The following is a 12,813-nucleotide window of genomic DNA, read 5'->3' on the forward strand; positions in this document are numbered from 1 at the left end:
ATGAAATTTTCTGCGTTAGGGGATCAAGCAATTATTGTTACATTTGGTGAAGAAATTAAGATGGATATATATGAGAAAGTACAGCGGTTATTTCAAGCACTGCAGCAACATCCGTTTGCAGGAATGATTGAGTGTGTTCCATCGTTTACTTCATTAGCTGTTTACTACAATGTATACGAAGTATGGAAGAGAAATGAGAGAAGTGAAAGGTCATATGATTACGTTCGCCAGTATATAAAGGAACTGTGTGATTCTTATAAAGAAGAAGTAAAACAGGATGTGAAACATATTTCTATACCAGTGTGCTACGGGGAAGAATATGGACCTGATTTAGAAGAGGTCGCGCATTATCACGGTTTACAAGTAGAAGATGTGATTCGAATACATAGTGAAACTACATATTTTGTATATATGCTTGGTTTTACACCAGGGTTCCCGTATTTAGGAGGATTATCAAAAGAATTAGAAACACCTAGAAAAGAAACACCACGGTTACAAATCTCTCCTGGTTCAGTAGGTATTGGGGGAAATCAAACAGGTATATATCCGCTTGAAACACCGGGAGGATGGAATATTATCGGCCGAACTCCTATTTCATTATTTAATCCGGAAGAAGAAATACCAACATATATTCAAAGTGGTATGTATTTACGATTTATTCCAATAACGAAGGAAGAGTACGTATCACTTGAGGGGGTTAAAGAATGGATGTAGAAGTTTTGCATGCGGGAATGTTTACAACAGTCCAAGATTTAGGGCGATCTCATTATCAACAATACGGTGTGCCAGTTGGCGGGGCGATGGATCAAAGTGCACTTCGGATGATCAATATGTTAGTTGGTAATGAAGAGAATGAAGCGGGACTCGAAATGACGATTATGGGACCTAAATTGTTAATAAAGAAAACGACTTTACTTGCGATTGGCGGAGCAGACATGGAACCGTTGTTAAATGGAGAACGTATCCCATTATGGCGTCCCATTTTAGCGGAAGAAGGTAGTATGCTTTGTTTTGGAAAAGTGAAAAGTGGTTGTAGAGCGTATGTGACTTTTGCGGGTGGTATACATATTGAGCGTACAATGGGAAGCAAAAGTACGTACATACGTGCTGCGATTGGTGGTATAGAAGGAAGAATGCTGAAAAAAGGAGATTGTTTTCAAATTGGTACGTACTCAGAAATGGCGAATCGTTTCATTCAAGACTTACAAAAAGATGAGCGAATAAAAACGAAATGGGTAATTAGCAACAGCGTACTACCAAAGTATAAGAAACATCCTAAGCTTCGTGTCATAGCTGACTTTGAATACGATCAATTTACAGAAGAAAGTAGAAAGGCATTTTTTACGAAAGAGTATAAGGTATCTAATTATGCTGACCGTATGGGCTATAGGGTTGAGGGAGAAGTTTTAAATAGGATTGAAGAAAAAGAGATTTTATCGAGTCCTGTTACATTTGGAACCATTCAAGTTCCTAATGGCGGACAGCCGATTATATTAATGGCAGATAGGCAAACGACAGGTGGCTATCCGAGAATGGGAGATATCATTTCAGTAGATTTACCTCTTCTTGCCCAGCTAAAGCCGGGGGACTATGTTTCTTTTGAGAAAATTACGCTTGAAGAAGCGGAACAATTGTACATAGAACAAGAAGTAAATATGAATCTATTAAAGAAATTCATCGCTTTACGAAGCTGGAATTAGGAGGAATACATTGTGACTACAATCGATTTAAACTGTGATTTAGGAGAAAGTTTTGGAGTTTATAAAATGGGGAATGATGATGAAATTCTTCCGTTCGTTTCCTCTATAAACGTTGCTTGCGGTTTTCATGCGGGTGATCCGTCTATTATGCGTCAAACTGTTGAAAAAGCTTTGGAGTATAACGTAGCAATAGGGGCGCATCCTGGATTTCCTGATTTAATTGGATTTGGTAGAAGAAACATGAATGTTTCAGCAAGTGAAGTATACGATTATGTTTTATATCAAATCGGCGCATTAGACGGGTTTGTAAAAGTGGCTGGCGGGAAGATGCATCATGTAAAGCCGCACGGTGCCTTATATAATATGGCGGCGTCTAATCCGGAAATTGCAGATGCAATCGCAAAGGCAATTTATCATATAAATCCAAGTCTATTACTTTACGGATTAGCAAATAGCGAGGCGTTTATACAGGCTGCAGAAAAATACAATGTAACTCTCGTACAAGAGGCTTTTGCGGATCGTACGTATAAGCAAGATGGTACATTAACGAGCCGTACAGAAGAAAATGCGCTTATAAAAGATGAAGACGAAGCGATAAAGCAAGTACTTCAAATGGTGAAAGAAGGCCATGTAAATTCGATCAATGGAGAGAAAGTAGCAGTTCAGGCGCAAACGATTTGTTTACACGGTGATGGGGAAAAAGCAGTGCAATTTGCAGAAAGAATATACAGAACATTCGGACATGATGGTATTTCTATATGTGCACCGAAATAAAAAATGAGGGGAAGTGTTGGAATTGGTGAAATTAATCGGGATATTATTAGTGGCAGTGGGCTTTTTATTTAGATTAAATACACTTTTAGTAGTTATGGTTGCAGGTATTGTTACTGGTATGGTTTCAGGATTAAGTTTTTATGATGTGATCAGCATGTTCGGTAAATTTTTCATAGAAAATAGATATATGTCTATGCCAATTATATTAACTTTACCGGTAATCGGAATTTTAGAGCGTTACGGTTTAAAAGAAAGAGCCGAAGCACTTATAACGAAATCAAAAGGAGCAACAACTGGAAGAGTATTAATGTCATATTTTACGATAAGAGAATCATCAGCAGCACTAGGGCTTAATATTGGTGGGCATGCGCAAACAGTAAGGCCGCTCGTTGCACCGATGGCAGAAGGGGCTGCGCAAGGTAAATACGGTAAACTTCCTGAAAAATTAAGAGAAAAGATTAAAGCAAACGCAGCTGCTGCGGAAAATACAGCTTGGTTTTTCGGAGAAGATATTTTCATCGCAACTGGTGCTATTTTATTAATGAAAGGATTCTTCGATTCAGTAGGTATGCATGTCGGTGTATGGGATATGGCACTTTGGGGCATTCCGACAGCAATATCTGCACTTATTGTAAGCTGGATTAGATTTAGAAGGTTTGATAAATATATAGAGAAAACAATGAAGGCAGAAGGAAAAGAAGAGAAGGAGGCAATCTAATATGAACATCATCACAATGGATACAATCTATTATGTATTAGGGATAATTGTTGCTTTTATCGCTGTTCGTATCGCATTCGATCGTGAACATCCAAACAGATTCGGTTCTAGTTTATTTTGGGCATTGTTTGCAGTTACATTTTTATTTGGAAATGTAATTCCTTCGTTTTACGTTGGCTGTATCGTGCTCGCTATGGTCGTTTTAGCCTCGCTAAATAAAGTGACAAAATCAGAGGAAAAAGAAGTTCCAGTACAAGAACGTGTAAAACATGCTGAGAAATTAAAAAATAAAATTTTTATGCCTGCACTATTAATTCCTATTTTTACAATTATCGGTACGTTGACGTTAGGGAAAATTAAATGGGGAAATGTCTCTCTTGTTGATCCAGATAAAGTAACTTTAGTTGCATTAGCGCTTGGTGCATTACTCGCATTTGTCGCGGCGATGCGTATTACAAAATCGAAAATAACAACGCCTGTTCAAGAAGGAAGCAGACTATTACAAGCTGTCGGCTGGGCTGTTATTTTACCACAAATGTTAGCGGCACTTGGCGGTATTTTCGCGAAGTCGGGCGTTGGACAAGTCGTTTCTGATTTAGTCGGACAAGTGTTACCGACAGAGTATCCGTTCGTTGCTGTTATGGCGTACTGTTTAGGCATGATGCTATTTACAGTCGTAATGGGAAATGCATTCGCAGCGTTTGCTGTTATTACTGGCGGAATTGGCTTACCTTTAATAGTTCAAATGCACGGCGGAAACCCAGCAATTATGGCAGCACTCGGTATGTTTGCTGGATATTGCGGAACACTGCTTACGCCAATGGCAGCAAACTTTAATATCGTACCTGCGATGCTTTTAGAGCTAAAGGATAAAAATGCGGTTATTAAAGCGCAAGTACCAATTGCTCTTTCAATTTTTATCATAAATATGTTTATTATGTACGGCCTTGTATATCGTTTTTAATTAGGAGGATAAAACTATGAAAACAGTATTATTAACAGGGTTTGATCCGTTTGGCGGAGAAAATATCAATCCAGCTTGGGAAGTAGCAAAAGGTTTGCATGAAAAAACAATTGGAGAATACAAGATAATAAGCAAACAAATACCAACTGTATTTCATAAATCAATAAGCGTATTAAAAGAGTATATAGAAGAACTAGGGCCGGAAATTACTATATGTATCGGACAAGCTGGGGGCAGACCAGATATTACGATAGAACGTGTCGCAATTAATATTGATGATGCAAGAATTGCTGATAATGAAGGGAATCAGCCAGTAGATGTACCGGTTGTAGAAGAAGGAGCGATTGCGTATTGGTCTACACTTCCGATGAAAGCAATCGTAAAAAAACTTCGCGAAGAGGGCATACCGTCATCTGTTTCACAGACGGCAGGCACATTCGTTTGTAATCACTTATTCTATGGACTTATGCATGAATTAGAGAAACATGATAAGAAAATAAAAGGCGGATTCATTCATATTCCGTTTTTACCAGAACAAGCGAGTAATTATCCAGGGCAACCGAGTATGTCACTTTCTACTATTAGTAAGGGAATAGAATTGGCAATTGAAGTAACGATGACAGTTGAAGTAGATATTGTAGAGATTGGGGGCGCAACGCATTAAGTAAAATGAATTGTACAACACCTCCTGTAAACAACTGGTATAATAAGAATAGGAAAATACATAGAGGTGATTTTTGTGCAACAATTTGAAGAAGTACGTTTAATTTTAGAAAAAGCGAAGAAAATTACAGTATTAACAGGCGCTGGTGCAAGTACGGAAAGTGGTATCCCAGATTTCCGTTCAGCAAATGGATTGTATGCTGATGCGAATGTGGAGATGTATTTATCAAGAGGGTACTATAACCGAAGTCCGAAAGAATTTTGGAAGCATTATAAAGAAATCTTTCAAATTAATACGTTCCATCAATATAAACCAAATCGTGGACATCGTTTTTTAGCTGAGCTAGAAGAACAAGGGAAAGATATTACGATTTTAACGCAAAATATTGACGGTTTACATCAATTAGGTGGCAGTAAACATGTCATTGATTTACATGGAACACTTCAAACAGCACATTGTCCGAAGTGTAAAGCGGGATATGATTTACAGTATATGATTGATCATGAAGTGCCGCGCTGTGAGAAGTGTAATTTCATTTTAAATCCAGACGTTGTTTTATACGGAGATACACTGCCTCAATATCAAAATGCGATGAAACGTTTATATGAAACAGATGTACTTCTCGTTATGGGAACGTCATTAAAAGTACAACCTGTCGCTTCATTCCCGGAAATCGCAAAGAGAGAAGTAGGGGCAACAACTATTTTAGTAAATGAAGAGTTAACAGGACAAGAATATAACTTTGACTTTGTTTTTCAAAATAAGATTGGTGAGTTTGTTGAAGGGTTATCTTCAATGAAATAAGTTAACGAAAAAACTGAGGTATCTACCTCAGTTTTTTATTTGGGTAATCGCTGTATTAAGCAACATGAAAACAGGTCGATAATGTAGTAATCACATCTCTATAATTTATAAAAAAGGTTTTAGTCGGCAAAATAGCAGAATAGGAAGAAATGTTTTCTTTAACCAATAAACAATCGTCATAAAGTAAGCTAATATGTAGCTGTTGTAAAGGTTCTATTTCGTTTTGCTTTAAGTATAAAACTAAATCGTTAAAAAGTTGTTGCCCATATTCATCTACAGAACGTTCTAATGAAAGTTGACCTACTATGCTAGTCCACCATACTTGAAAACTACATACTAATTCTTTAAAAGAGTCTTCATTACATAATTGGGTGTTAAAAAGCTTCTCATAGAAGATATGGTTTTCTTCATGAAAAATTTGTAAATCATATCTGTCGTTAGCAGTTTGCTTACGAAGAGTCAGCCATAATTCTTTGAAATTTATTTTAAAGTCAGTGGAGAAATGTAATGTTTTTGTTATGTAAGGAAAACGAAAATTTTCTTTTTTTCCTTTTTGATTGAGATAAATATTTTGAATGTAGATCATAAAGTTTAAACAATGTGGCGTTTTAGTATGTATGATAAACGAATCTGTCATTTTCGTTCTCTCCTTAAGTAATGTCTTTTATGAATTTATTTCTTTAGTATACAAAGAAATGTAAACTAATGGTATAAAAATAAATTTGCTCCATTTTTCTTTTAGAATAATATTCATTTTATTGTGCATTAAGGGAATGGTAATAAATAGGGTATAAAAATAAAAAACTGAAAATTAAATCTTTTATTTCTTTTATAATTAATATAAAATTCTATATATATCATATAAATAAATTTGATACATAATGACTTTGCGTAGAAATGTTAATAGAATGAAGCGAGGGAGCGAAATGAGACAGAAAAAGGAGCAGAAAAAACTATCGAAAAAGAAAAAGACTCATATTCCATTTCGGTTAAATGTACTATTTTTTATTGTCTTTCTTTTATTTTCAGCTATTATAATTCAATTAGGTAAAGTACAAATCATTGATGGAGAAACGTATAGAAATGAAGTAAATAAAAAGGAAGATGTAACGGTAAGCACTCCCGTTCCTAGAGGGAAAATGTTTGATCGGCAAGGTCACGTTATTGTAAATAATAAACCATTGCGAACCGTTACATATACGAAAATGAGAGGAGTAGACTCGAAAGAAGTTTTACAAGTAGCAAGAGGTTTAGCTAAGCTAATTGAAATGTCGCAAGAGGACATAGACAAGTTAACAGAAACAGATAAAAAGGATTTTTGGATGCAGTTAAATGAAAAGCGGGCAGCAGCGAAAGTAACGAAAGAAGATGAGAGTAAATTTAGAAAGCAGGAGATAGAAGGGAAAGAATTAGATAAAAAAGTTGAAGAGTTACGTAGGGAAAGAATTACACAAGAAGAATTAAGTGAACTTTCAAAAGAAGACCTAGAAGTACTAGCCATTAAAAGCAAAATGAATGCGGGATATAAAATGACGCCGCAAATCGTTAAAAAAGATGTAAGTCAAAATGAATATGCTGTCGTTAGTGAAAGGTTGGCAAGTTTACCGGGGGTAGATACAACAGTAGATTGGGAACGTGAATACCCAAATGATAAAATACTGCGCTCTATACTAGGTAGCGTTTCTAATGAAAATGAAGGGTTGCCAAGAGAACAATTAGATTATTATTTAGTTCGTGATTATAATCGAAACGACCGTATTGGTAAAAGTTACATCGAAAAACAATACGAAGATGCACTACACGGAACGAAAGAACAGTCTAAAAATATTATGGATAAAGCAGGGAAGATTGTTCGCACAGAAAAAGTGACTGAAGGAAAAAGTGGAAATAACTTGATGTTAACAGTCGATATGGATTTACAGAAAAGAGTAGAGGGAAGTCTTGAAAAGAATTTACGAGCCTTTCATGCTGCAGAGCCGATGATGGATCGTGCGTTCGTAGTAATGATGAATCCGAAAAACGGTCAAATTTTATCAATGGCAGGAAAGAAAATTGTAAATAAAGATGGCGGTATGCAAATAGAAGATTATGCATTAGGAACGATGACAAGTTCTTATGAGTTAGGGTCAACTGTAAAAGGTGCTACTTTATTAACTGGATATCAAACAGAAGCGATTAAGCCGTATACACATTTCTTTGATGCACCAATGTATTTTAAAAGAAGTTCTAAGCCGAAGAAATCGTGGAAAGAATTTGGGGATATTGATGATTTAAGAGCTTTGCAAGTGTCATCGAACGTTTATATGTTTAATACGGCTTTAAAAATGGCAGGCATTAATTATGTCCCAAACAATCCATTAGATATTAAACAAGAAACATTTAATAAAATGCGCTACTATTTTAGACAATTTGGCCTAGGTGTGTCGACTGGTATTGACCTGCCAAATGAATCAATTGGTCAAGTAGGTAGAACTGATAACATACCCGGATTTTTACTTGATTACGCGATTGGACAGTATGATACATATACGCCGCTTCAGCTTGCACAATATATTTCAACCATTGCAAATGGCGGTTACCGAATGAAGCCACAAATTGTACAAGAAGTTAGAGAGCAACCGAATAGACCAGAGGATGTAGGAAAAGTCGTTCGGTCGATTGAACCAGTTGTATTAAATAGAGTGGATATGGACACTTCGTACATTAATCATGTAAAAGAAGGATTTAGAAGAGTTTTTCAAGAAGCTGACGGAACAGGTACCGGAACGTTTAAAGGTCTACCATATAAACCAGCGGGAAAAACAGGAACAGCTGAGACAGTATATGGTGGAGAAAGTGATATTGGAAGAGATGAGAACAACAACCGAAAAAAATGTTATAATTTAACTCTTGCCGGTTATGCACCATATGATGCTGATCCGGAAGTAGCTTTTTCAGTTGTTGTACCATGGGTGAATGATGATAAATCAGGAATTAATTCTGCGATTGGTAAAGAGATTTTGGATGCGTATTTTGAATTAAAAACAAATAGATCAAATACAAATTCAATTCCAGTAGAACAACCGAACAAGGCACAGTAAAAATAGTATCACTGCATGGAAACATATTGTGCAGTGATATATTTTTTGAGTTAAAAAGCGCTTTATAAGGTGGGAATGGATATGAAAAAGGAGATTAAGAGAGGCTGGGGAAAGTACATACTATTTATATTGGTGATAGTCATAGGCTACCATTCTTTTACTTTATGTAAGGTGGAAGGGGAATCGATGCAGCCGACTTTATATGAAGAAGACTACGTATTTGTAAATAAAGCAGTAGTACGTCTTTCTAATTTACAACACGGAGAAATTGTCATTATAAAGGAAGCGGATGAATCGAAATATTATGTGAAACGTGTAATAGGGCTTCCTGGTGATGTAATTAACATAACGAACGGAAAGGTATATGTGAACGATAAAAAGCAAGAAGAACCATATACAAACAAAGATTTATTTAACAACACACAAGTGTTTTATAACTTTCAAAAGACAAAAATTCCACCAAATAAGTTATTTGTAATGGGAGATAACCGCGAAGTAAGTAGAGATAGTCGAAATGGCTTAGGATATATTGAAGAAGATAACATAATTGGCAAGGTGGAATTTGTATATTATCCTTTTTCAAAAATGAAAATAATAGAATAAGTGGGAGAGGAGCAAAACCCCACTTATTAAAGTTTCACTTTATTTTCTTTAAAAAACCTTTTGGATTAAATGATATGAAAAATTTATGTTTAGACTCGTCGATACTTGAAAATAAGCCAAATAACTCATGTGGAAAATGAAAGGAAATGATCGTATGTACAAATACACAATTTGCTTTATTAGAAAAAGCGATAAAATACTGCTATTAAATAGAAATAAAAAGCCGAATATGGGGATGTGGAATGGTGTTGGAGGAAAAATAGAAGATAATGAAACGCCATACGAAGGAATAATTAGAGAAACATTTGAGGAAACGGGCATAGAACTTTCAAGTGTAACGTATAAAGGGACTGTTGGTTTTAAAGGTAAAGATGAGCCCCAGGCTAGTGAAGGAATGTATGTGTTCGTTGCTGATTTGCCAGATGGAATGCAAATGAATACACCATTACGTACGGCTGAAGGTCTATTAGAATGGAAAGAAATTGATTGGATATTAGATGGTGATAATAGAGGAGTAGTTAGCAATTTACCAAAATACTTACCGACAGTATTAACAGAAGAAAATAAGTTAGAACATATGTTTACGTATGATAACCGGAATATTATTCATTACACAACTGCATGTTTGACAGAAGATGATGCGAACAAGCGATATGAAAAACAACTCATTTCTCAATAGAAGAGGAAAGTGAAAAATCACGTTTTTGCTCTCATCATATATGCGAGGTGATTATATGTTTCAGAAATACAATTCATTGGTCATAATTGTAATATGCATGATATAACTTTTCTTATTATGAAAGAGTAGAGAACATATGTAAACGGAGCAAAAAGGAGGTGGCTTTGCCACCTCTTTTTGTTAGCTACAAATCGCCTTAATCATAAAACGATGTTGCTTCACATCAAAATAACCTTTTTGTAAGATGATTTCATGTATACGATATAATTCCTCACAATACCTTTCAACAGTAAAATCAGGAATTTGCCACGGAATCGCTTTTAAATAATAGACGATAGCGCCAATGTCATAAAAGCGTTGGAAAGGGAATTCCTCTTTTGCATCTAAGATAGTAAATCCATTTTGCTTTAACTCACTGCATGCGGTTTCGAGAGACCAACTTGCAAATTCGCTATTTAGTGGTGAGCCAAACTGCTCATTAAGTTCCGCGCAATCAAGACCGCCAACTTGTTGTGTAAGAAAAACGCCACTTGGAGAAAGAATTCTGTTTACCTCAGAAGCAGCATACGATTCATGTTGATTTATAATTAAATTAAATTGACCATCTTGAAATGGCAAAGCAGTATCATCGGTCACTTCTACAACGGCAACCCCTAAAGGCTCTAATTTCTTTCGAGCAATTGGCACATTTGGAGCGTAGCCCTCAGTAGCGAATATAGTTGACGGGAACGGTTGTAACATAGATAAAAACTCTCCGCCGCCAGTACCCATATCGAGCATTGATTCTGCACGTTGCATAAGCTGAAAAGCAGTACTGCCGTACGACCACGATAAAGGCTCGCTCTTCATTCGACCCGTTTCTGAAATGAAAGAAAAATCCCAACCGCTAAAATGTGTATTTGCACTTTCTAATAAAGTTAAAAATAATGGATCACGTTTCATAATTATGTCCTCCTATTTTTTTAATGGATGATATGATGAGAAAAGAAAAAGGGAGGACCTCTTATTAAAGTGGAACGGTTTTATGTTTCGTGTTCGAATAGATTCATATAAAGTTACTCCTTGTGAAAATTGTTATTTATATATTCGGGTTAATTGAGTGAAAATCCTTTGAGGGTATAAAAGAAGGCAGTTGTTTAATGAAAAAGTAAATTGAGTTATCTACTTTTATAGTGTAATTGTTCATTCATACGCATAAAAAAATTATTCTCTCCATAAAATAGTAAAATTATATTGGAGGTTGAATTATGAAAAAATTTAGTGTATTTTCAATAACCTTGATGACTTTTGGAATGTTATTATTTGGATTAAATAGGATAATAGATAGCTATTCTGAGCCTATTATCCTATTAGGGTATATTTCTTTTTTAATTGGAGTGGTTCTGAGTATTATAGCGATTGCTAGACGTGAAGATGGAAGATTAAAATTCATATCACTTATCTCTTTCTTTGTTGTCCTGTTTTTCATTACTTGGTTTGAGTCGTTTCAGGTACTACGAATTATTACTTGGCTAAAAAATATCTATTAAAATTTAAATTGTTGGTAAAAATGGGAAACCTTAAATTTAGGTTTCTTTTTATTATATTCGATTATCAATATTAAAACTTATTAGAGCCATTAATAAAAGAAATAGATATATATACCGAGTGTAAAAATATTTTAATTCTTTGAAAACATTCAGCGATTTAGTATTCTTTATATATGGAATATTTTGTTTATGCGAAAAGAGGGCAAGGTGCTATATGAAAAGAATGAAAAATGTAATGTTACTATTGTTATGTTTCTTATGTTTAAGTGGGTGTAATTATAAAGATGACGATCAGGTGAAAAAATATGTGAAAAAAAAGCACGGAATTGATGTGATTGTAACACATTGGGGTGCTATAAACGAAGGAAATATGGGGCATACATATCATACTGTTCAAGCAAAAAATAACAAAAATATTCAATTTAGAGTAGAGGTAGATGGCTTCTTATATTCAAGAATAAAAGGTGATGAATATCAATACGGAAAAAAAACATATGAGGAATATAAGAAATTTAAACCAATGCTAGAAGAAATTAAAAAATTAGGTTACGTGGAACCTGAAAATAAAAATGTTTTTCAATATATAGTGGATGATGATATAGAGGAGAAACCAACGGATAAGTTATTATTAACTTTAAAAACGAGTGACAAGATTGATTACAGTCAATTTGAATCAAAAGAATTAGATCGTTTATATGCTCTAATCCAATTCATTCAGAAGAGTAATAGAAAGATAACAACACTTGAAATTGAGGATTATAATGGTGAATCTATAGGCTTGCCTTTTCAAAATGTGCAAAAAGCTATAACGAAAGAAGAACTGCTTTTAACAATGAAAAACACAGTAAGCAGTTATTGGACATATTTGGTTCAAACTGAAACAAAAGTAGGCGTAAGGTTAAATGAAATTCAAAATGATCGTTTTGAAATTGAGGATATTACTTGTCCACACCCGAAAGACGGCAATTGTCTAGAGTATGAATTGACATTAGTTTTCAATGACAGTGAGATAAAATATAGAAATGATCCATATGTAATAGATGATTTGAGAAAGGTAGTCACTATTCTTAAAGAAGAACTATATAATAAGGATTTTAACATATATTTAAGGAACAAGGATGGAACAAGTTATTCACTCTGGCTATCATCCGAAAAAATTAAGGAAAGTAATAACATAGAAGAGTTAGTAAAATAATGATATAAAGAAGAAATTTAAAGTGCTTTTTATGTTTGTTATTTCTGTATTCAAAAGGAAAACCGCTTATGTTTCATTTTTGAAGCATAAGCGGTTTTGTTTA

General features: G+C 34.7%; 14 protein-coding genes and 1 pseudogene. 12 read left to right on the top strand and 3 right to left on the bottom strand.

Annotated elements, in window-relative coordinates; translation table 11 throughout:
• The 7 genes from pxpB (at position 1) to QCI79_RS25210 (ending at position 5,624) form a co-directional block, all read left to right on the top strand.
• Positions 1-714, top strand: coding sequence for a 5-oxoprolinase subunit PxpB (pxpB, locus tag QCI79_RS25180; RefSeq protein WP_000672265.1), 714 nt, complete (start codon positions 1-3; stop codon positions 712-714).
• Complete coding sequence (locus QCI79_RS25185) at positions 705-1,700, top strand: 5-oxoprolinase subunit C family protein (RefSeq protein WP_000382230.1); 996 nt, start codon at positions 705-707, stop codon at positions 1,698-1,700. The genes pxpB and QCI79_RS25185 overlap by 10 nt, the downstream gene beginning before the upstream one ends.
• Positions 1,701-1,712: 12 nt before the next feature.
• Positions 1,713-2,474: a 5-oxoprolinase subunit PxpA gene (gene pxpA, locus QCI79_RS25190; RefSeq protein WP_000207356.1), complete on the top strand. Its 762-nt coding sequence runs from the start codon at positions 1,713-1,715 to the stop codon at positions 2,472-2,474.
• Positions 2,475-2,496: 22 nt separating this feature from the next.
• Positions 2,497-3,192: a DUF969 domain-containing protein gene (locus QCI79_RS25195; protein WP_000239809.1), complete on the top strand. Its 696-nt coding sequence runs from the start codon at positions 2,497-2,499 to the stop codon at positions 3,190-3,192.
• A gap of 1 nt (position 3,193) precedes the next feature.
• Complete coding sequence (locus QCI79_RS25200; protein WP_001021658.1) at positions 3,194-4,156, top strand: DUF979 domain-containing protein; 963 nt, start codon at positions 3,194-3,196, stop codon at positions 4,154-4,156.
• Positions 4,157-4,172: 16 nt separating this feature from the next.
• Positions 4,173-4,820, top strand: coding sequence for a pyroglutamyl-peptidase I (gene pcp, locus QCI79_RS25205; protein ID WP_000859707.1), 648 nt, complete (start codon positions 4,173-4,175; stop codon positions 4,818-4,820).
• A gap of 75 nt (positions 4,821-4,895) precedes the next feature.
• Positions 4,896-5,624 (top strand): NAD-dependent protein deacylase, encoded by a 729-nt coding sequence (locus QCI79_RS25210; RefSeq protein WP_001183779.1) that lies wholly within the window; start codon positions 4,896-4,898, stop codon positions 5,622-5,624.
• 55 nt (positions 5,625-5,679) lie between these two features.
• Here the strand turns inward: QCI79_RS25210 and QCI79_RS25215 are convergent, their stop codons facing one another.
• Complete coding sequence (locus tag QCI79_RS25215) at positions 5,680-6,261, bottom strand: hypothetical protein (protein ID WP_000132262.1); 582 nt, start codon at positions 6,259-6,261, stop codon at positions 5,680-5,682.
• 289 nt (positions 6,262-6,550) lie between these two features.
• Between QCI79_RS25215 and QCI79_RS25220 the strand changes: the two genes are divergently transcribed.
• Entirely contained in the window at positions 6,551-8,704 is a 2,154-nt protein-coding gene (locus tag QCI79_RS25220; RefSeq protein ID WP_021727844.1) for a peptidoglycan D,D-transpeptidase FtsI family protein, read from the top strand.
• An 81-nt stretch (positions 8,705-8,785) separates the two neighbouring features.
• Positions 8,786-9,307, top strand: coding sequence for a signal peptidase I (gene lepB / locus QCI79_RS25225; RefSeq protein WP_001986493.1), 522 nt, complete (start codon positions 8,786-8,788; stop codon positions 9,305-9,307).
• A gap of 34 nt (positions 9,308-9,341) precedes the next feature.
• Here lepB and QCI79_RS25230 read toward each other — a convergent pair.
• Positions 9,342-9,410: pseudogene (locus tag QCI79_RS25230) on the bottom strand (cephalosporin hydroxylase); the annotation flags it as partial.
• Between the two features lie 51 nt (positions 9,411-9,461).
• On the opposite strand from QCI79_RS25230, the gene QCI79_RS25235 reads away from it, so the two are divergent.
• Positions 9,462-9,986: an NUDIX hydrolase gene (locus tag QCI79_RS25235; RefSeq protein WP_000280182.1), complete on the top strand. Its 525-nt coding sequence runs from the start codon at positions 9,462-9,464 to the stop codon at positions 9,984-9,986.
• 180 nt (positions 9,987-10,166) lie between these two features.
• On the opposite strand, the gene QCI79_RS25240 is transcribed toward QCI79_RS25235, so the two are convergent.
• The gene (locus QCI79_RS25240; protein ID WP_000817569.1) at positions 10,167-10,928 is read right to left on the bottom strand and encodes a class I SAM-dependent methyltransferase; all 762 of its coding nucleotides are present in this window, start codon (positions 10,926-10,928) and stop codon (positions 10,167-10,169) included.
• A 305-nt stretch (positions 10,929-11,233) separates the two neighbouring features.
• Here QCI79_RS25240 and QCI79_RS25245 point away from each other — a divergent pair, with 305 nt between their 5' ends.
• Together QCI79_RS25245 and QCI79_RS25250 are read left to right on the top strand one after the other, a co-directional pair.
• The gene (locus QCI79_RS25245; protein WP_000714731.1) at positions 11,234-11,515 is read left to right on the top strand and encodes a hypothetical protein; all 282 of its coding nucleotides are present in this window, start codon (positions 11,234-11,236) and stop codon (positions 11,513-11,515) included.
• A gap of 214 nt (positions 11,516-11,729) precedes the next feature.
• Positions 11,730-12,710, top strand: coding sequence for a hypothetical protein (locus QCI79_RS25250; protein ID WP_000827148.1), 981 nt, complete (start codon positions 11,730-11,732; stop codon positions 12,708-12,710).
• The last annotated feature ends 103 nt before the right edge of the window (positions 12,711-12,813 follow it).

The organism is Bacillus cereus group sp. MG1, assembly GCF_040460035.1.
GTDB lineage: Bacteria > Bacillota > Bacilli > Bacillales > Bacillaceae_G > Bacillus_A > Bacillus_A cereus.